The sequence below is a fragment of the Empedobacter tilapiae genome, from assembly GCF_004785645.1.
GTDB lineage: Bacteria > Bacteroidota > Bacteroidia > Flavobacteriales > Weeksellaceae > Empedobacter > Empedobacter tilapiae.
This window is the reverse complement of record NZ_SRPE01000008.1, coordinates 138,789-159,636: the sequence shown is the minus strand read 5'-3', so window position 1 is coordinate 159,636 and position 20,848 is coordinate 138,789. Positions and strand designations below refer to the sequence as shown.

At 30.4% G+C, this 20,848-nt stretch carries 19 protein-coding genes; 7 read left to right on the top strand and 12 right to left on the bottom strand.

Translation table 11 applies throughout. From position 1 onward, the window contains the following. Positions 1-2: 2 nt before the first annotated feature. The 3 genes from E4J94_RS12400 to E4J94_RS12390 all read right to left on the bottom strand — a co-directional run bounded on the left by E4J94_RS12400 (position 3) and on the right by E4J94_RS12390 (position 3,673). Positions 3-1,262, bottom strand: a complete 1,260-nt coding sequence (locus E4J94_RS12400) for an aminotransferase class I/II-fold pyridoxal phosphate-dependent enzyme (protein ID WP_135836115.1) — start codon at positions 1,260-1,262, stop codon at positions 3-5. A gap of 92 nt (positions 1,263-1,354) precedes the next feature. Then, entirely contained in the window at positions 1,355-2,392 is a 1,038-nt protein-coding gene (locus tag E4J94_RS12395) for a PLP-dependent cysteine synthase family protein (protein WP_135836114.1), read from the bottom strand. A 132-nt stretch (positions 2,393-2,524) separates the two neighbouring features. Further along, positions 2,525-3,673 (bottom strand): GlmU family protein, encoded by a 1,149-nt coding sequence (locus E4J94_RS12390; protein WP_135836113.1) that lies wholly within the window; start codon positions 3,671-3,673, stop codon positions 2,525-2,527. Between the two features lie 160 nt (positions 3,674-3,833). Between E4J94_RS12390 and aroB the strand changes: the two genes are divergently transcribed. The 4 genes from aroB to E4J94_RS12370 all read left to right on the top strand — a co-directional run bounded on the left by aroB (position 3,834) and on the right by E4J94_RS12370 (position 7,184). Then, entirely contained in the window at positions 3,834-4,886 is a 1,053-nt protein-coding gene (gene aroB / locus E4J94_RS12385) for a 3-dehydroquinate synthase (protein ID WP_135836112.1), read from the top strand. After that, positions 4,874-5,410, top strand: a complete 537-nt coding sequence (msrB, locus tag E4J94_RS12380) for a peptide-methionine (R)-S-oxide reductase MsrB (RefSeq protein WP_135836111.1) — start codon at positions 4,874-4,876, stop codon at positions 5,408-5,410. The genes aroB and msrB overlap by 13 nt, the downstream gene beginning before the upstream one ends. A gap of 121 nt (positions 5,411-5,531) precedes the next feature. After that, positions 5,532-5,843, top strand: a complete 312-nt coding sequence (locus tag E4J94_RS12375; RefSeq protein ID WP_135836110.1) for a hypothetical protein — start codon at positions 5,532-5,534, stop codon at positions 5,841-5,843. Between the two features lie 18 nt (positions 5,844-5,861). After that, on the top strand, positions 5,862-7,184 hold the full coding sequence (locus E4J94_RS12370; RefSeq protein ID WP_135836149.1) for an MATE family efflux transporter: 1,323 nt from the start codon (positions 5,862-5,864) through the stop codon (positions 7,182-7,184). A gap of 244 nt (positions 7,185-7,428) precedes the next feature. Here the strand turns inward: E4J94_RS12370 and E4J94_RS12365 are convergent, their stop codons facing one another. The 9 genes from E4J94_RS12365 to E4J94_RS12325 all read right to left on the bottom strand — a co-directional run bounded on the left by E4J94_RS12365 (position 7,429) and on the right by E4J94_RS12325 (position 18,753). After that, positions 7,429-8,703, bottom strand: a complete 1,275-nt coding sequence (locus E4J94_RS12365; RefSeq protein ID WP_135836109.1) for a TolC family protein — start codon at positions 8,701-8,703, stop codon at positions 7,429-7,431. Between the two features lies 1 nt (position 8,704). Next, positions 8,705-11,812 carry an efflux RND transporter permease subunit gene (locus E4J94_RS12360; protein ID WP_135836108.1) on the bottom strand — a complete coding sequence of 1,036 codons (3,108 nt, stop codon included), beginning with the start codon at positions 11,810-11,812 and terminating at the stop codon, positions 8,705-8,707. A gap of 13 nt (positions 11,813-11,825) precedes the next feature. Then, positions 11,826-12,956, bottom strand: coding sequence for an efflux RND transporter periplasmic adaptor subunit (locus E4J94_RS12355; protein ID WP_135836107.1), 1,131 nt, complete (start codon positions 12,954-12,956; stop codon positions 11,826-11,828). A gap of 41 nt (positions 12,957-12,997) precedes the next feature. Then, on the bottom strand, positions 12,998-13,687 hold the full coding sequence (locus E4J94_RS12350) for an MgtC/SapB family protein (protein ID WP_246034325.1): 690 nt from the start codon (positions 13,685-13,687) through the stop codon (positions 12,998-13,000). Positions 13,688-13,938: 251 nt separating this feature from the next. Then, on the bottom strand, positions 13,939-15,309 hold the full coding sequence (locus E4J94_RS12345) for a HAMP domain-containing sensor histidine kinase (RefSeq protein WP_135836105.1): 1,371 nt from the start codon (positions 15,307-15,309) through the stop codon (positions 13,939-13,941). Beyond that, positions 15,293-15,982 (bottom strand): response regulator transcription factor, encoded by a 690-nt coding sequence (locus E4J94_RS12340; RefSeq protein ID WP_135836148.1) that lies wholly within the window; start codon positions 15,980-15,982, stop codon positions 15,293-15,295. Before E4J94_RS12340 ends, E4J94_RS12345 begins: the two co-directional genes overlap by 17 nt. A gap of 122 nt (positions 15,983-16,104) precedes the next feature. Next, positions 16,105-16,794: an SDR family NAD(P)-dependent oxidoreductase gene (locus E4J94_RS12335; protein WP_135836104.1), complete on the bottom strand. Its 690-nt coding sequence runs from the start codon at positions 16,792-16,794 to the stop codon at positions 16,105-16,107. Further along, positions 16,763-17,752 (bottom strand): ABC transporter ATP-binding protein, encoded by a 990-nt coding sequence (locus tag E4J94_RS12330; RefSeq protein ID WP_135836103.1) that lies wholly within the window; start codon positions 17,750-17,752, stop codon positions 16,763-16,765. The genes E4J94_RS12335 and E4J94_RS12330 overlap by 32 nt, the downstream gene beginning before the upstream one ends. Next, complete coding sequence (locus E4J94_RS12325) at positions 17,749-18,753, bottom strand: FecCD family ABC transporter permease (protein WP_135836102.1); 1,005 nt, start codon at positions 18,751-18,753, stop codon at positions 17,749-17,751. Before E4J94_RS12325 ends, E4J94_RS12330 begins: the two co-directional genes overlap by 4 nt. An 85-nt stretch (positions 18,754-18,838) precedes the next feature. Between E4J94_RS12325 and E4J94_RS12320 the strand changes: the two genes are divergently transcribed. From E4J94_RS12320 to E4J94_RS12310, 3 genes are read left to right on the top strand one after another with little or no spacing between them, the layout of a single operon-like run. Next, on the top strand, positions 18,839-19,201 hold the full coding sequence (locus E4J94_RS12320) for a hypothetical protein (RefSeq protein ID WP_125350607.1): 363 nt from the start codon (positions 18,839-18,841) through the stop codon (positions 19,199-19,201). A gap of 51 nt (positions 19,202-19,252) precedes the next feature. Further along, positions 19,253-20,227 (top strand): TQO small subunit DoxD, encoded by a 975-nt coding sequence (locus E4J94_RS12315; RefSeq protein ID WP_168801872.1) that lies wholly within the window; start codon positions 19,253-19,255, stop codon positions 20,225-20,227. 2 nt (positions 20,228-20,229) lie between these two features. Next, positions 20,230-20,808, top strand: coding sequence for a TlpA family protein disulfide reductase (locus E4J94_RS12310; RefSeq protein WP_168801874.1), 579 nt, complete (start codon positions 20,230-20,232; stop codon positions 20,806-20,808). The last annotated feature ends 40 nt before the right edge of the window (positions 20,809-20,848 follow it).

Genomic DNA, 20,848 nt, shown 5'->3' with positions numbered 1-20,848 from the left:
TTTTAGTATTGAACGAAATCAACATTCAATTCTTCTGCTTTACGTTTGTAATATCCATCCGCTAATTTATTTTTAATCTCAGCAAATGAGTTAAGCGTATATTCAATATGCTCATCTTCGTGGGCTGCTGTTGGTATAATACGGAAAATAATCATTCCCTTTGGAATAACTGGATAAACCACTACAGAAACGAAAATACCATATTCTTCGCGCATTTCTTTTGCTAATACAGTTGCTTCAATAGGAGAACCATTCAATACAATTGGTGTAACACACGTGTTAGAACCTCCGATATCAAATCCTCTTTCTTCTAATCCTTTCTGAATTTTTTCTACATTGTGCCATAACTTATCTTTAAGTTCTGGTTGAGAACGTAATAATTCAAGACGTTTTAAACCTCCGACAACCATTGGCATTGTCAATGACTTCGCAAAAATTTGAGAACGTAAATTATATTTTAAAATACGAATAATATCTTTGTTTCCTGCAATAAATGCTCCGAAACCAGCCATAGATTTTGCAAAAGTAGAGAAATAAATATCTATTTTATCTTGACATCCTTGCTCTTCTCCAGCTCCAGCTCCAGTTTTTCCTAATGTACCAAAACCATGAGCATCGTCTACTAGTAAACGGAATTTGTATTCGTCTTTGAAAGCTGCAATTTCTTTCAAAATACCTTGTTTACCTGTCATTCCAAAAACACCTTCTGTAATCACTAAAATCCCACCTCCTTGTTTATCAGCTAATTTACGTGCACGAATAATTGTTTTTTCGAAACTTTCGATATTGTTGTGTTGATAAATAAAACGTTTACCAAAGTGTAAACGAACACCATCAACAATACAAGCGTGACATTCAGCATCATAAACGATTACATCATTTTTAGATACTAAAGCATCAATTGTAGATAACATTCCTTGGTACCCAAAGTTCATTAAATAAGCAGATTCTTTTTGAACAAAATCAGCCAACTCTTGCTCTAATTGAGCATGGTAATCTGTTTGACCAGACATTGCACGAGCTCCCATTGGATAAGCCATACCATATTCTGCCGCAGCATCTGCATCTGCTTTACGAACTTCCGGGTGGTTAGCTAAACCTAAATAGTTATTGATTGACCAAGTAATAACTTTTTTACCTTGAAATTCCATTACTGGTCCAATTTCTCCTTTTAACTGAGGAAAAACGTAGTAACCTTCACCATAATCAGCAAATTGACCTAATGGTCCAGGGTTTTGTTTTAAACGCTCAAAAATGTCCATTTTATTCTAGTTTAATTTTTTTATTATTGAAAAAAAGTAGAAAGTGAATTAACACTACCTACTTTATTATTAATTTTTTACAAATATACATATTATTTTATACGCTCTACAGTAGCACGAGCTTCTAAGCCGTTGAGTCTACTATTTGTGAAGCCTTCTTCTGCCATCCAATCATCACTAAAGACTTTTGTCATATAACGAGATCCATGATCAGGATATAAAATAACAACTAAAGAATTCTCATTAAACTCTCCTTCTCCTGCTAATTGTTTGTAGGCTTGCGTTGCAGCTCCAGATGTATAACCTGCCATTATTCCTTCTTTCAAAGCAATTTCTCTTGTACGATAAGCAGCTTCTTCGTCTGTAACTTTAATAAATTTATCTACCATATCAAAGTCTAAGGCTCCAGGTACTAAGTTTTTCCCCATTCCTTCTATTCTATAAGGATAAATTTCATTTGGATCTACTTTTCCAGTTTCATGATAACCTTTTAAAATTGATCCATATGCGTCCACCCCAATGATTTTAACATTAGGATTTTGTTCTTTGATATAACGAGCACTACCTGTCAAAGTTCCTCCTGTTCCTGTACAACCAATTAAGTGTGTTATCTTACCTTCGGTTTGATTCCAGATTTCAGGACCTGTTGTTAAATAGTGAGCTTCTGTATTCCCTTGATTAAAATATTGATTTATATAAAGAGAATTTGGCGTTTCTGCAGCAATTCGTTTTGCCACTTCGTAATAAGATCTAGGATCATCAGCAGGTACATTCGCAGGGCACAAAAACACTTTTGCTCCCATTGCTTTTAAGAATGAAATTTTTTCTGCTTTTGTTTTATCCGATACCGCTAAGATACATTTATATCCTTTTACGATAGCAACCATAGCTACAGCAAATCCAGTATTACCTGAAGTTGTTTCTACAATAGTAGCACCAGGTTTTAATAGACCTTTATTTTCAGCCTCTTCTATAATATGTAAAGCTATTCTGTCTTTTGTTGAATGTCCAGGATTGTAACATTCTAACTTTGCATAAACTTCGCCTGGAATGTCTTGGTTAATTCTGTTTAATTGAACTAATGGAGTATCTCCAATTAACTCTAAAACGTTTTTATATTTACCAGTCATTTCACAAATATTCTTTTCTAACAAAAAGCAAAATTAAGGATTTTTTAATTAATTGTTAAAAGATTAACATGTAAAATTAATCATATAACAATTTTTACCTTTAATTCTTAATATTTCTCTTTATTAAATTAGTTAGTTATTTAAATTAAAAATATGTTCTAAAATCTTCTTATCAGTAGAAGTAAATTCTACTTTTCTTCTTTCCATCATTTTCTCTGCAGCTTCACAAGCTCTTTCAAAACTAAATACTGGAGCATCTGATTGTCCACCCCAACTATAATGTTTAATCATGTTTGGAGGAAACCCTGATTGAAAAACGTTGGCACAAACACCAACAACCGTACCAGTATTAAATTGGCTATTAATTGCAGATTTAGCATAGTCTCCCATAATTAAACCACAGAATTGTAATCCTGTTTTTACAAATCTTTTTTCTTTGTAACTCCATAATTTTACTTCTGCATAATTATTCTTTAGATTAGAGTTATTTGTATCTGCTCCCAAATTACACCATTCTCCAATCACAGCATTCCCTAAAAAACCATCGTGACCTTTATTAGAATAAGCCATTAAAATTGCATTATTTAACTCTCCTCCTACTTTACAATATGGTCCTATAGTACAGCCAGAATAAACTTTTGCTCCCATGTTAATTTTTCCATGCTCACATAAAGCTAATCCTCCTCTAATCATACAACCTTCCATTATTTCAGCATCTTTACCAATATAAATAGGACCTTCTGTTGCATTTAAAATAGAAAATTCAACTTTTGCTCCTTCTTCAATAAAGATTTTTTCAGGATGTAAAACTTTATTTGTATCAGAAATAGGCTGAGAAATTCTGTCTTTAGTTAATAATTCAAAATCAAATTCAATAGCTTGGAAATTATATGTAAATAAATCCCATGAATTTTTAATATGAATTATTTCTTCAAGTTGAATTGTTCTTGATGTAACACTAGGAGTTTTTTCAGAAGTTTTAACCGCTACGAGTTTATTTTCAAAAAGAATAGATTCATTCAATTCTAATTCTTTTATAGTATCAATTAGCTCTTTCGTTGGGAAAAATGAAGGATTAATGAATATATTTTCTAATTGAAAGTCTGTTGAAAATTTTTCTTCTAAATAGGGCTGAGTTTGGTAAGACACTGTTGTATTTAGAATTTTTTTCCAACGTTCGGCAAAACTTAAAACTCCCATTCGTAACGATGCCACAGGCTTTGTAAACGTAAGAGGCAAAAGATGTTCCCACTCCTCACCATCAAAAAGGATTATATTCATTAGTTAAGAATTTGTGCAAATTTAAAATAATTATTCTATAAGCTTATAAGATCAATAGAGTTTTATCTTTTTAAATGCCTAAAATAAATCATTCAAAATATTTGGTTGATGTAAAAAGGTCGCCGTAATTTTAGGCACATTTTAATAAAATATTTTCATTTTGAAATCAGCCCCGATTCACTTTGGGTCAATCGCATACATATTAGACGATTACCTTGAAAAAAACACTTTTTCTTCTATCTTCTTTTTGGTAGACGAGAACACTCATGTTCATTGTTTGCCAATTTTGTTAGCCGATTTAGACAATATTTCAGCTTATGAAATTCTTGAAATTGATTCAGGAGAAGATAATAAAAACATTGATACAGTAAATAATCTTTGGTTAGCTTTGAGTGAACTAGGTGCTGATCGTCACTCTTTAGTAATAAATGTTGGAGGTGGAGTTTTAACTGATATGGGAGGTTTTATGGCTTCCACATTTAAACGTGGAATTAAATTTATTAATATTCCAACAACTTTATTATCACAAGTTGATGCTTCTGCTGGAGGAAAAAATGGAATTGATTTAGAAGGAATGAAAAATATGGTTGGAACATTTACTCAACCCGAAATGGTTTTAGTAGATCCAAAATTTTTATTAACCTTAGAACAACGACAAGTAAAATCTGGATTAGCTGAAATGCTAAAACATGGGTTAATCAAAAATCGTGATCATTGGGACAATCTAGTTCAATTACCTTCCCATAATGCAGAAACTTTAGCTCCATTTATAATGGATTCTATTCATATTAAAGAAAATGTTGTAAATAATGATCCTTACGAAAAAGGAGAACGTAAAATCCTAAATTTCGGACATACAATTGGGCATGCTATTGAAAGTGAATCATTGGAAACTGATTTTCCCCTTTTACATGGAGAAGCAATTGTAATCGGAATGATTATTGAGACATTCCTTAGTTATGATCAAGAATTAATTTCTAAAATAGATTTAGAAGAAGTTTGTGAGAGTTTTTCTTCAATGTATGCATTAAATACAATTGATATGAAAATTTTTCCCAACTTAATGGAATGGATGAAACACGACAAGAAAAATCAAAATAACTCAATCAACTTTAGTTTGATTAATAAAATTGGACATTGTCGATATGATGTAGTTTGTACTGAAGAAGAAATCAGACAGGCTTTTGAAAAATATAATAAATGGATTGCCTAAAAAAATACCACTCTTTTTTCGTTGTTGCGATATTATTTAGCTTAATTGCTTCTTGTACGTCACAACACAAAAAAGAAAATGGAAAAATAGTTGAATCTTCAAATACAATTGCAATGACTGAGAAACCTCAATTTAAAGTAAACAAATCTGAAGAAGAATGGAAAAAAGAGCTTTCTTCAGAACAATACTATGTATTAAGAGAAGCAGGAACAGAACGCCCTTTTACAGGAAAATTTAACATGCATTTCGAAAATGGTATTTATACATGTGGTGCTTGTGGAGAAGAATTATTTTCTTCTGACTCTAAATTTGATGGACATTGCGGTTGGCCTAGTTTTGACAAAGAAATTGAAAAAGATAAAATTATAGAACGTATAGATACTTCTCATGGAATGAAAAGAACTGAGATTTTATGCGGTAATTGTGGAAGCCATTTAGGTCATGTTTTTGATGATGGTCCTACACAAACTGGATTACGCTATTGCGTTAATTCACTATCATTAGATTTCAAACAAAAAAAATAATCATAAAAAGCTGTTCTAACAGCTTTTTTAATATCATATAATTTTCATGAAATTATTTCGTATCATACTTATTCTAATTTTATTATTGTTAATTTACAATGGTATTTATAATTACAATCTAATGATTAATGTAAGAACAACAGATCGCCCAATCAATCCGTTACGTTACATTTTTTTTGGATTTTATTTTTTCTTAATCTTTATTAATCTAATCGAGTTTATTCGAGGAAAATTCACTTACGGATCATTCAAAAAAGTAATCTATTATTTGATTTTTGCTGGATATTTAGGTTGTATTTTCATGTTCAAATACAACGATTATAATGTTCCAACTTTACCTCTTTTAGGCTATTTTTCTTTGGTTGGAATTACATTATTTATGTTCAATCAAATCGTTAAAAACAAACCTCCTTATAAACGTGTAAAAAAATAATTGCTCGAAATGAGTTCAATTTCGGATAGAATTACATTTAAACAAATTAACCAATTAGCCATTCCAGCTATTTTCTCTGGAATAGCGGAATCATTAATTACATTAACTGACATTGCAATGGTAGGAAATGTAAAAGAATATTCAGTAGAAGCACTTGCTGCGACTGGTTTGGTTGGTTCTTTTCTTTCTGGAATAATTTGGATAGTTGCTCAAACCAAAACCTCTATTTCATCATTAGTTTCTCAGAGTTTTGGTGCAAATAAATTAAATAGTCTAAAAACATTAGTTCCACAAGCTTTATACTTCAATATCTTTTTAAGCTTACTTATTTTTGTTCCAACCTATTTTTTTGCTCAAAACTTATTCGAACTATACAATGCAAAAAATTTGGTTTTACAATTTTCTGTCGATTATTACAAAATTAGAGCATTTGGTTTTCCATTAACACTTATTTCTTTAACGCTCTTTGGTACATTCAGAGGAATACAAAATACAATTTGGGCAATGAAATGTAGCTTGGCAGCTGCTATTATTCACGTTGTATTGGATTATATTTTAATTTTTGGAATTGATGGATTTATTCCTGCTTACCATATAAAAGGTGCTGCTTATGCAAGTCTTATTGCACAACTGATTATGGTTATTATGGCATTTTATTATTATTTCACTAAAACCACTTTCGGATTAAATCCAGGCAAAACCATTCATCCACTTTTTAAAAAATATGTCAACTTAAGTTTCAATTTTATTTTACGAACAGCTTCGTTAAATGTTGCATTTTTTCTTGCCAATTCTTATGCTACAGATTATGGAAAAGATTACATCGCCGCGCAAAGTATTTTGATGAATATTTGGCTGTTCTTTTCATTTTTTATCGATGGATATGCTGGCGCTGGAAATGCTATGGCAGGTCGTTTACAAGGCGAACGAAATTATCCTAAACTTTGGATTTTAAGCAAAGATATTTCCAAATATTCTGTTTTAATTGCGTGTATTTTAATTGCTATTTGTTTCATTTTTTACAATCAAATTGGACAAATTTTTAATCAAGATCCAAATGTTTTGACCATTTTCAATTCTGTATTTTGGATGGTTTTATTGATGCAACCAATCAATACGTTAGCTTATATTTTTGATGGATTTTTCAAAGGAATGGGTGATGCAAAACTCTTGCGAAACAACTTAATTATCGCAACATTTCTTGGGTTTCTACCAACCATTTATCTTGCAGATTACTTTGGTTTAAATATTTATGGAATCTGGATTGCATTTGGCATTTGGATGTTCTTGCGTAGTTTTCCATTGATGTATATTTTTAGAAAACGAGTTTTTAATCATTAATATTTCAATTACTTAAAATTTCTTAATCCACAATTGTAAAGATTTGATTACAAACAAATCCATTTGTAATGTCTGTAAGTTTACATTTATCTAAATCATACCTATTTATAATGTCTGCCGATAGAATTTTATTATAAATAGGGCTGTTTATCTTTTCCCGAGTCCTCGGTTTATTATAAATAGGTTATTATATCTGAAATCAGTCAATTGAGATAATTCATAAATCTTTAGAATTAGCCAAGATTTAAAAATCAATATCCCAAATCCCTACTACTCTTTCTAAATCAATAAGACTTGAAGCGCAATTATATAGAGTTTCCAAATATTGATTTTGAGTTTCATTATAAGTTCGTTGAGCATCTAGAACCTCTAACAAAGACGAATTTCCTCTTTTGTAACTGTACTTTTTAGCCTCTAATATTAAATTCGCATTTTTTAATATTTCAATATCAAATTGTTTCAACTGCTTTTTATAACCTTCATACAACTCATATGCTTCTTTTACTTGAGATTTAATCTCTAATTCTGTTTGTTTATAATTTAGCTCCTCTTGTTTAAATTGCATTTTAGCAACCTTCAATTCATTATTATATTTATTCGAAAATTTCAATGGAATACTTATTCCTCCTTTAATTTGTGTGAACTGAGGAGTTTCTGCTTCCAAATTTCTAACAGCTGTTGAATGCTCTAATCCTAAAATCAATCCCAAATCTATTGCACGATTTGCTTTAGCCAACTCAATCATTCTTTGACTAACATCTTTACTTTGCAAGGCAACTAATAAATCTGTTCGATTACTTAAGGCCATTTCAGTCAAATTGATTAAATCAAAATCACGTTGAAACGTCTTCAAATCTCCTACTGTAGAAAATAAATCTGCATATTGATCAATTCCCATAAAAGTTGATAATCGAATTTTTGATGTAGCAAAATCTGTTTCTGCTTGTATTATTTCATTTTTTAATGATTGAGTTTCTAATCGACTTTGTCTTGCATCAGTTTCAGAAATCTCTCCTAATTTGAATCTTATTTCATCCGAATTTGCTAACTGATTCATCATGTTATAAGAATTCTCTTTTACATTCAACATCTCTTTCTGATAGATTGTTTGAAGAAATCCTAATGTTGCGTCTGCTTTTAAATTTTTGAAATAATCTAAAAGAATTAATTTCGTTAATTCAAATTCACTTTTAGCTAAATTAATTCGAGCTTTTCTTTTTCCTCCTAATTCTAAAACCCATCCAACTTCCGCTGAATATCCAAGTCCCATTTTTCTTTTGGCTTCTCCATTATCAAAATATTCAAATTGAAGTTCGGGATCCGCAAATGCTTTTGCACTTAAAATTTCTGTTTCGGCAATATCTACATTAAAGCGCTCTGCTGTATAAGAAATATTGTTTGCTTGAACTGTTTCTATAAATTTTTTATAATCTAATTCGCTTTCATTTGTTGTTTGAGCAATTAATTTAGTATTTACTATAAATAAACTACACACAACTAATAACCAATATTTTTTCATTTTAATCTTGTTTTTGATTAACTGATTTTTCTACTGAATCTTTTCCCCATTTCTTTTCGATCATATAATACAAAGCTGGAAGGGCAAAAAGTGTAATGATTGTTGAGAATAATAATCCGTATACGATAACCGTTGCTAATGGACGTTGAACATCTGATCCTATTCCTGTTGCTAATGAAGCTGGTAATAATCCTAGAATCGCAACTGTGGCTGTCATCAAAACAGGTCTGAAACGATTTTTTGTTCCTTCTATAACAGCTTGAGAAAGTTCCATTCCTTTATTTTTCAGTAAATTGATTTGAGAAATCATAATCACTCCATTCTGAATTGCAACTCCGAATAATGCAATAAAACCAACTGCTGAAGATACATTCAAAGTCATTCCTCTTACATTTAAAGCTAACATTCCACCGAATATCGCCAAAGGAATAATTCCTATTAAAAGCAGAGCTTGTCTCAATTTACCGAATGCTGCATATAAAAGTATAAACATGACTAATATTGCAATTGGAATAATAACTGAAAGTCTTGTATAAGCTCTGTCTTGATTTTCAAACTGTCCACTCCATTTAATATGATATTGACTATGATCATAATCAATATTTTGTTCTATTTTATTTTGAGCTTCTTTTAGGAAAGAACTTAAATCGCGGTCTCTCAAATTCAGTTTTATTGTCAAATGACGTTTATTCATTTCACGCGTAATTGTACTTTCTCCTGTATTTAGTTTTACATCCGCAACTTGCGCTAATGGTATTTTTACACCATCTACATTTGTCAAAGTTAATTGTCGTATTTTTTCTGGTGTATTTCTACTATCTTCTTTATATCTACAAGTAAAATCATACACTCTATCATCTGAAAATATTTGAGAAATAGCTTTTCCTCCAATTGCAACTTCTATTAATTCTGAAACATCAGAAACATTCAATCCATATTGTGCAATTTTATCTCGATTAGCATGAATTTGAAGTTGAGGTAAAGGCGGTTCTTGATCTATTGATACATCAACAGCTCCTTTTACCATTTTTAATTCTTTCATGACATTCTCAGCAATTTTACGTGTTTCAGTAAAATCTTTCCCATATATTTTTACAGCCAACTCACTATGTGCTCCTGAAATTTTATCCATAACTCCATCAATCATTGGTTGAGAAAAACCAACTGTATATCCAGGCATACTAGTATACTCTGATTCTAATTCTCGAATCAAATCATTCTTAGTTTTTCCTCTAGGCCATTCTTTATATGGTTTCAGTCCTATTGAAACTTCAAAATGAGATGCTGTCCATGGATCTGTTCCGTCATCATTTCTACCAGCTTGAACCATTACGTAAGTAACTTCGTCATATTTCATTGTATGTTCTCTCAATACATCGCTCATTTCTTTTGACTTCTCTACCGATAATCCTGGAGGTAATTCTACTTGTAACCAAATAGAACCTTCGTCTAATGTTGGTAAAAAATCTTTTCCAACAGAAATAGATAATACTGTTGCGCTAGCAAGAATTAGAAGTAATGGTAGAGTAACTTTTTTGGGTTTAACAACTATTTTTTTGATAACCTTTGAATAAGACTTCGTTAGCTTTTCCAACCATTTATTATGATAAATTTTTCTTGGTTTTTTATACATCACAAATGCTAATCCTGGGATTAATAAAAGTGCAACTGATAAAGCTCCAAGTAATGCATAACCAACAGTAAAAGCCATCGGAGTAAAAAGTTTACGTTCTACTCTTTCAAAAGCAAATAATGGTAAATAAGCTGTTATAATAATTAGTGTTGCAAAAAATATTGGTTTTGCTACTTGTTTCGCGATCGTTGAAATAGTTTTCTCCTTTAATTCTTCTTTTGGATTTTCCTCTCTTTTTTTCAAAACGGTTTCCATCATCACAATAGCTCCATCTACAATAATTCCGAAATCTATAGCTCCTAACGAAAGTAAATTGGCTGGAATAGATGTAAAATGCATTAATATAAATGCGATAAGTAATGAAATAGGAATTGTTATCGCTACTAGAAGAGCTCCCCTCCAACTTCCAAGAAATACAATTAGTACAATAATGACTAAACAAATACCTTCCATTAATGTGTACGAAACAGTATTAAGTGTTGTATCGACCAAATCTGTACGATCTAAAAATGCATGTATTTTTACATCTTTTGGCAATAAATCATTATTCAATTCAACTACAGCTTCATGAATACCTTCTAAAACTACAGAAGTATCTTCTCCTTTTAACAATAGAACTATTCCTTCAATTCCATCACTATGATTTCGGCTTTTATCGCTGTAGCCTAAAATTCCTTTTCGCTCTAAGTTTCCATATTTTAATTCGCCTATATCTGATAATAAAACAGGAATACCTTTTTCTGATTTAATAACAATCTTACCAAAATCTTCTAAATCTTTTACAAGACCTATTCCTCTAATCACATAACCTATATCTCCTTGAGGTAATGTACTTCCTCCTGCATTGATGTTATTTTTTTCTATTGTTTCTACAACATCATTTAACGATATATTATATTGAGTTAATTTATTTGGATTTATTTCTATTTGATATTGCGTTGTGATTCCTCCAAAATTTGTTACTTCTGCAACTCCTGAAACTTGATTAATTCTTGGTACAATAACAAATCGTTGTAAATCTGTTAATTCTCTTAAACTCTTTGTGTCACTTTCAATAATATAACGAAATACTTCTCCAATAGGAGATGTTAAAGGATCTAATTCTGGTTCAGCTCCATACGGCAACTCAATATCATTCAATCGTTCTTGAATTCTCATACGAGCCCAATAATCATCTACCCCATCTTTAAATACAATCGTAATTATGGATAATCCAAATGTACTTTTGCTACGCATAACATGCATACCTGGTAAACCATTTAGCTCTCTTTCTATTGGAATTGTTATTTGTTGTTCTACTTCTTCCGCAGCTAGCCCAGGAACTTGAGTTACGACTTGTGAAGTTACATCAGCGATATCAGGATAAGCTTCGATAGATAATTGTTTCCAAGAATAATATCCAAATAATGCAGCCAAAGAAAACAAAGCCAACATTAACCATTTTTTGGCAATCGACATTTCTATTAGTTTATTCATCACAATAGCTTATTTATTTTGCTCCCATTAAAAAAACACCTCCTTCAATCACTACTTTTTCTCCTACTTTTAAACCATCTGTAATACGAACAAAATCGTTGTTTTCTGAAGTTCCAATTGCTTTTACTTTTGCTTTTCGATATTTTCTATCACCTGTTTTTACAAAAATATATTGACTTTCATTTTCTTGAAAAACAGCTTTAGCCGGAAGAATTATCTCTTCTTTATCTAGACTATTCAATGTTACGTTAACATACATTCCTGGTTTTAAAACAAATTGATTATTATCCGTTTCTATAAGCACATCAACACTCCTCGTTTCTTCATTTAATAATTGTCCTATATTAATTACCTTCCCTTCGAATATTTTTGATGGAAAAGCATCAACTGTAAATGTTATATATTTTAACTCTTCTAAGAAACCTAAATTATGTTCTTTTACTTGTGCCAAAATCCATACCTTGGATAATTCTGCTACTGTAACTAAAGCTTCATGATCTTCTTTTAAGAATTGTCCAACAACTAAATCACTGCTTACAACTCGTCCAGAAATAGGAGACCTAACAATTAAAGATTGCCCCATTTCTACTCGAGAAGATGAATTAAAAACTTTTAATGATGCAGCAGTTTGATCTGTTGCTATTTTCTTTAACTTGTAATCTGTCTCAGCTTCCTCTAATTCTCTTTTAACACCTACAGCATGATTGTATAAATCTTTTTGACGTTTCAAATTCATTTCAGCTTGTTTTAACTCTTGTTGAGCTGAAAAATATTCTTGTTGAGCTGAAAAATATTCTGAAGATTTTATCTCAAAAACAGGAGAGCCTTTTTGCACATACTGTCCTAATGTGACAAAAGATTTTACTATGCGTCCTGCAAAAGGTGATGCTACCTGAGCAAATCGTTCAGGAATTGCTTTTACAACTCCTGCCGAACCTAACTCCGATTCTATCGTTTGAAGTTTTGTTGTTTCTAATTTCAATTTAGACTCTATTGGAGAATTTTCTGATAATTCTATTTCATTATTTACCCAATAAAAATCTGGATTATCAGTTTGCTCTGTTTTATTCTTACAACTATTCGTCAAAAGCATTGTACTTCCTACTAAAAGCAGTATAAAATGAGTTAATCTTGTTATTTTCATGAGATATTTTTCTGTATATTCTTATTACTGTTTTATTATTTTCACACTTCGTTACTTATAATTTCCCAACGAATTTTTTGGACATCTTTTTCAATTGTTAATCGACTTGCTATTTTTTCTAAAAGACTATCTTGTTGATTTAAAGCTGATATTTCTGCTGAAATCATTACAGAATCATTTATTAAATCATCATCACTTGAAAGAGATTTCATCATAAGATTTTCATTATTCTCAATTGATCGCATTAGTAATACTCTCAAATGATTTTCTACCTCATTTCTACATTTTATAACCAATAAATATTCAGTATCCTTGTGGTTTTTATTTTTGAAAGAGTAACGATAAATGTGATTGCTGATTGGTCTTAATAATAGATGTGCTAGCATTATAATTGAAGTAAGTATAACTGCTTCTATTGAAAGTCCAGAACCGGCAAACAACCCAATTGCTGCTGAACACCAAATCGTTGCGGCAGTATTCAATCCTCTTACACTTAATCCATCTTTCATGATTACTCCAGCGCCCAAAAAACCTATTCCGCTGATAACATATGAAGCTATTCGTCCTACTGCATCACCTCCGATAGAATAAGACATTAATATAAACGCTGCTGAACCAATACATACTAAAGTATTTGTTCTTAATCCAGCACTTTTTTGACGATATTCTCGCTCTAAACCTATTGCAGCTCCTAATAGAAAAGCTAATCCTAGCTGCATTGTAAAATTCATTAAATTCATTTTATTTCCTTTCTTAAGACAAACCAAAGTTTCAATTATCTCAAAAGCAGTTATAAATGAATCTTAGGTTTATTGTTCGACAAATTGGGAATCTGTTTCCATTATATTTTTTTTCTGGTGCAAATCTACAATACATCAAAAAGTACTACTGTTAGAAACCCTTTAGAAGAATGTTAGAATTTTATTAGAACAAAAAAAGCCTGCTAAATAGCAGGCTTCCATTATTTTTTATGATTTAACTTTTATTTTGATTTCTTCAACACAATCTGAAAAATAGTTTCTTTTCCTTCTTCAGAATATAATTCTAAACGAGCATCATGTAAATCGACAATTTTCTTTGTCAGAGGTAACCCTATTCCTTGTCCTTGAATATTTTTATGTTTATCACTTCTAAAAAAAGGTTTAAAAATCAATGCTAATTCTTCTTGATCAATTTTATCTCCTTTATTAATAAAATTAATTTTCACTTCTTTATCATCAAAATCTACCTGAACAATGCAACTATTATTAATTGAATATTTGCAAGCATTCTCTATTAAATTAGTAAAAGCAACCTTTAATAAATACTCGTTTCCTATAACTGCAACTTCGTTTTCTTCTTCTGGTATTCGAATAAAATTTAAATCTATTTTATACTCTTTGTTGTTTTTTTGAATTTGCGCAACAGAATCTAAAAGTATTTCATCAATCCGAATCATTTTAAAATTTATTTCCGAAGGATCATAACTTGCTTTTGCCATATCAAACAGACTATTTGAAAAGCGAACAATTCTTTTCGTATCATTCAATGCAAATTGGATTAACTGTTGATATTCTTCGTTGGTATGCTCTTTATCTACAGCCATTTCTAGCTCTGTTATAATTGCAGCCAAAGGTGTACGAAGTTCATGCGCAATATTAGAAACAAAGCTTTTTTGTGCATCAAAAGAATTTTCTAATCGTTGCAACATTTGATTAATTGTTGTTGTTAATTCTGCTAATTCATCTCCTTTTGATTTCAATTCAATCCTCAAATCTAAATTCGAAGCAGAAATTTGTTTGGCTTTATTTGTTATTTCTTTTACTGGATTGATTGCTTTATTTGTAAAAAAGAAAGCAGATAAAATAATTAATAGCAAAGAAAGAATATAAATCAGTATAATGTTTTTCAATAAATTATTCATTTTACTGTATCCATATTCATCTAAAGCAGCCGCAGTTACAATGTAATGATTACCATCTACAACATAATTCATTCCAACTACTTGCCATTTATCTTGATAAAAAATCACAAATTCTTTTTGTTTTATTTCATCAAATAATTCGTCAGTTTCTTTTACAAAATCTATTTCAACTGCATCATGATAAAGTAGTTTTTTGTTTTGATTATAAACCGCTACTTCTACTTCATTGATTGTTTGTCTATTATTATGATAAATATTATGTAAAACTTCTGAAGGAACTTTAGCTTTAAGAAAAAGATTTGATTTTGTAATTGCTTCTTTTTTCAATAATTCAAAAAACTCTTTTTCTCTATCTTTTTTAGCTGAATAATAAATAATAAAAGCAAAAAAGAAAAGTATTGCAGCTGTAAGCAAAGTGAATAGAATAGTCAGTCTAACTCTTATTTTCATCTTTTTTAAATATAAATCCCTGACCTGTTTTTGTGTGAATTAGTTTTGTAGAAAAATGTTTATCAATTTTATTTCTTAAATAATTTATATAAACATCAATAAAATTAGTTCCTGTATCAAAATGTGTGTCCCAAACATTTTCTGCAATTTCATTTCTAGATAAAACGCGTTCTTTGTTTTCTAACATATATTGAAGCAGTCGAAATTCTTTAGGAGTTAAATCAATTTCTTTTTCTTCTCTTTTTATAATTTTAGTATGAAGATTCATCTCTAAAGTATCATATTTTAATAAAAAAGATTGCGAATTATGATTAAATTTTCTTTTTGATAAAACACCTATTCTTGCAACAAGTTCTCTCATTTCAAAAGGTTTCACCATATAATCATCTGCCCCAGCATCAAATCCTTCTACTTTATCATCTGTTGTCCCTAGAGCTGTTAACATAATAATAGGAAGAAAAGGCTTCTGCTTTTTAATTTCTTGACAAAAATCTAATCCACTTAATTTGGGTAAAATAATATCAGATACAATTAAATCATACTCTTCGCGAAGAGCTAATTTAAGTGCCATTTCACCATCATAAACTACAGTTATTTCAAATCCATTTTCTACTAATCCTCTTCGAATTAATTCAGACATTCTTTGATCATCTTCTACTACTAAAATATGCATACTACAAAAATAAGGTTTTAGTTTTAAGGATATTCCATTTATATCAAATAAAAAAATCTGCATAAAAAACCTTATTTTTTATGCAGATTATATCTTTTTTAAAGATTCTTATTACGTTTTTTTTATGGTGTAGAAATAGAAGCTTGTTGAATTTTACCGTTAAAATATTTCCAACCATTCAATCCAAAATCGACCAAATATTCGGCCATTTCATCTGGCTGTAAAGGTGCAATATATCCTGGAAACGCTTCTTCTAACATTTCTGTTTGCACCGCTCCCAAAGCTACTGCATTTATTCTTGGACCAAGTTCATTCAATTCTTCTGCTAACAATTCTGTTAAATTAACCGTTGCTGATTTTGAAGATGAATAAACAGATAATCCAGGAAATTTTACTGAACCTTGTACGGCTCCCATTGTCGATATATTTACAACATGAGAAGAAGTATCAAATTTTGGCATTAAAACTTGTATTAAGCGATAAGGCGCCATAAAATTAATCTGCCAAGAAGTTAACAAATCCTCTTGTTGCATTTCTATAAATGGTTTGTTGATACAAATCCCCGCATTGTTATACAAAACGTCTACTTTATTCCAAGATTCCACAGCCTTCAAAACTTCTGAAATCTCATCAAAATTAGCCAAATCAACACCAATAAACTGATATTGATTTTCTTTTGCAAAAGCTGTTAATTCCTTCAATTTATCTATATTTCGAGAAACTGTCAACACTCTATTTCCTAACTCTAAATGTTGTTTTGCCAATTCAAAACCAATTCCTCTACTCGCTCCCGTTACAATTATATTTTTCATAGTATTGTACAAAATTTACAATTTCTTCTATCGTTTCAAACTTTATTCCATCAAAGATGATGTTATTTTCTGTGATTTCAATATGATTTTCCGCATTATTTACAACAGAAATTCCATTACGAATTAAGGCATTTTTTACCCAAAAAGCCAATTCTGAATTTCCTTTTACACCAATCGTTTTAGAAAACGATTTTTGTGTTGAAAAGCGATTATTTTTTTCATCATACATCAGATTTTGGTTAGATAATTTCTGAATAATTTGATGCTCAAAAGCCATTTGTTCTGGAATATTTTCGAAAAGGTTTCCATTTTCAATCCACCAAATTTTATCCGCTTTTTCCAATGCAAAATCAACTTCGTGCGTGATCATTAGAAATGATTTATCCGTTTTCAATTTTAACTCAGTCAATAAATTGAAAATTCGATATTGATTCGCTAAATCTAAATTAGAAGTAGGCTCATCCAAAATTACCAATTTAGCATCTTGACATAATGCACGTGCAATCATCACCAATTGTAATTGACCTTCGCTAATTTCATTCGCAAATTGATTTGCTAAATTTGTAATTCCAACCAATTCTAAAACCTCATCAATTAAGTTTTGTTCTTCGTTAGAAATCTTTTTCAAAACCTTGTGATAAGGCAAACGTCCCATGGCAACCAATTCCGAAACTTTGATTTTTGGAACAATCGACAAACGTGGTAAAACAACTGCTATTTGCTGTGCTATTTCTTGAGAAGATAATTTTTTGATTGGCTTATTTTCTAAATAAATTTCTCCATTCAATGTTTTCTGAAAACCTAAAATAGAATTAATCAATGTTGATTTTCCTGCTCCATTTTTTCCTAAAACAGCAACTAATTCATTCGAATTTATAGTCGCATTTATAGCCGAAACAATTTCTTTTGAACCATATCCAACTGAAACATTTTCTAATTTCAAAACGGTATTTTTCATCGCACTTCGTTTTTATTATTCAACAAAATACTAATGACAATCGGCGCTCCAAATAATGCTGTAATAATATTAATTGGTAATGTTCCAAACGGAAAAACTTCTGTCAAAATCGAAAATAATAACATAAAAAATATTCCAGAAACAAAAATCCATCGGTACAAAATTTTCATATCACCTGTTCGTAATAATGTTCTACAAATATGTGGAACTGCCAATCCAATGAAGCTAATTGGTCCTGCAAAAGCCGTAGCTGATGCCGTTAATAAAGCTGTCGAAACTAAAATCGTGAAACGTAATTTTTTGATATTAATTCCTAATGATTGTGCATATTTTTCGCCCAATAATAAGGCTGTAATTCCACGTAAAGTAAATAATGAAACAATAATTCCGCTCAAAATAAATAAACCAAAAACGCCTAATTGTTCCCAAGACAATCCGCTTAATGAGCCAAATCCCCAAACTAAATACGTTTTTATTTTATCGGAAGGAGCAAAATATTGCATCATGCCAATTAATGCACCTGCTAAACCTGCAACCATAAATCCGATAATCACCAAAGATGCAGATGATTTAACACGAAATGATAATGAAATAACCAAAAACAACGCGACAATTGCACCTAAAAATGAAGCAATAATTGTAATCCAAGGATTGTTAAGAAATTCTTCTAAACCAATCATCGAAAAAAGAAAAATAACAATAGCAACGCCTAAACTTGCCATCGAAGTTATTCCCAAAACAGAAGGTTCTGCCAACGGATTTTTAAATAATTCTTGCATTAAAAAACCTGAAATTGGCAACGAAATACCAACCAATAAAGCAGTTAATGATTTTGGTAAACGAAAATTAAGGACAAGATTATGCAACATTTCGTCTGAATGACCAGAAAATACATTAAAAATTTCGGTGAAAGAAATCGAGACTTTTCCAACACTTAAACTCAAAACGAAAAGTAAAAGTGTTAGAATTATTAAAACAAAAAATAGTAGTTTTTCTTTCATCAAGACAAAGATAGAAATTCTAATAATTTCTTAAAGTTTAATTGTGAATTGGTTTTTATTGAAAATTAATGATTAGTTTCGTTTCATGAATTTTAGAAGTTTCATTTTAATTATCTCTTCGATTTTTGTGCTACTTACGCCATGTAGCATCAAAGCTTCTATTCATACGATTTTGGAAGTAGAAAATGTTCATCAAACAAAAACTTCTCAAGTCAAAATCAATCAAAATCATTCGAATTCATGTTCTGTTGTTAAGTTTGAAACTATTAAAAAATCAACAAAGAATCTTGATGTTCCGAATTTCGATTTACCAAATTCACCGATTCATTTCATTGGGTTAGCACGTTCTTCATTAATTGAAGAAGATATTGATTCGAATGAAATTCAATCACCAAAAATACCTTTTTATCTGTTGTATAAGCAATTGAAGTATTCGTTGATATCTTAATTTTTCACAATTAATTTAGACAACAATATTCAATCACTTATATAAAAATTCATGCAAAATAAATCTGTTTTATCAATGGGTAATGCTGTATTGGCGTTACGTTTAGTCATTGGTTGGACGTACTTTTCTGCCTTTTGGAGGCGTTTAATTTTAGAAAATAAACTTGATCCAGAAGCTGCGGGTTATATTGGCGAAAAATTCAATCATTTTTTACCAAATGCCCTTTTTATCAAGCCACTTATTCAATATTTAGTCGAAAATCCTGAAGCGTTGCTTTGGAATATGTGGATTTTCACCATCGTAGAAGGCGTTGTTGGCTTACTTTTAATACTTGGTTACAAAACACGAATCATGAGTATTGCTGTTTTCTTTTTGGCAATGGGAATTTTACTTGGTTCAGGCTGGATTGGTACAACTTGTTTAGATGAATGGCAAATTGGCGTTTTAGGATTAGCTGGAGGTTTTACGCTATTTCAGGCTGGTTCAGGAAAAATTTCGTTGGATTATTTCTTTAATAAAAATCAATTTATTCAACAAGAAAATATTTGGAATTCAATTTCAATCAAAAGATACAGACCTTATTTTGTAGGTTTTAGTTTTTTTATTTTATTCGTTACTTTGTTTACAAATCAGGTTTTTCATGGTGGAGTTTACGGGACTTTACACAATAAATCTGTCAAACCAAAAGTGGAAATATCTAATTTGAAACAATATCAAAACAAGGTTTCATTTGATGTAATGCGAATAGAAGGTGCTGATGTTTATGGCTCTTTTTTGATTCAAATAGATTTTCATAATCATCAAAATGAAATAATTGAAAGTTTGGATATGAAAGAGTTATCCAATTTGGACAAACAACAAATTTCGAATTATTATGTAGCAAAAGTTACACCGCACAAACACAGTTTAGTGTTACCTTTGGGTGCGAAAGCAAATCTGAATTTTGATATTTCAGACAAAATTCACAAAGTAGTTTTAACCGATATAAGCGGATTACAATGGGAACAAACAATAACAAATTTATAGCAATGTTAAAAAGAAATTATTCAACGATTATCATAGGAGCACTAGCTTTGGTCTTACTTCTTGTGCCAGAAGCAAAAGCAATGATGCAACAAGGTTTAATGAAATTAGGCTTATTTGAACCGAAATTAGAAAAAGTTGAACCAACAACTCAACCAAAATCTGAAGCAAACTATACGTTCGAAATGGTGTATGCTGATGGAAAAGCAATTAATATGGAAGATTTGAAAGGTAAAGTTGTTTTCATGAATTTTTGGGCAACTTGGTGTCCTCCTTGTATTGCGGAAATGCCATCAATTCAAAAACTTTATGATAAAGTAAAAGATGATAAAGAAATCGTTATTTTGACGGTTGAAGTAGAAGGAAAACGTGATAAAGTGACAAAATTTATGGAACGTAAAAAATTATCGTTGCCTGTAGTTTACCCAAATTCATCTATTCCAACTGAATTTTTTAATGGTTCGTTACCAACAACTGTTATTTTGGACAAGAAAGGAAATATTGCACATACAACAATGGGTATGGCAGATTATTCTGGACAGGATATCGTCGATTTTTTAAATGAGCTGAAAGCGATGAATTAATCATTCAAGAATTATAAAACATAAAAAAGCTTCGAGAATT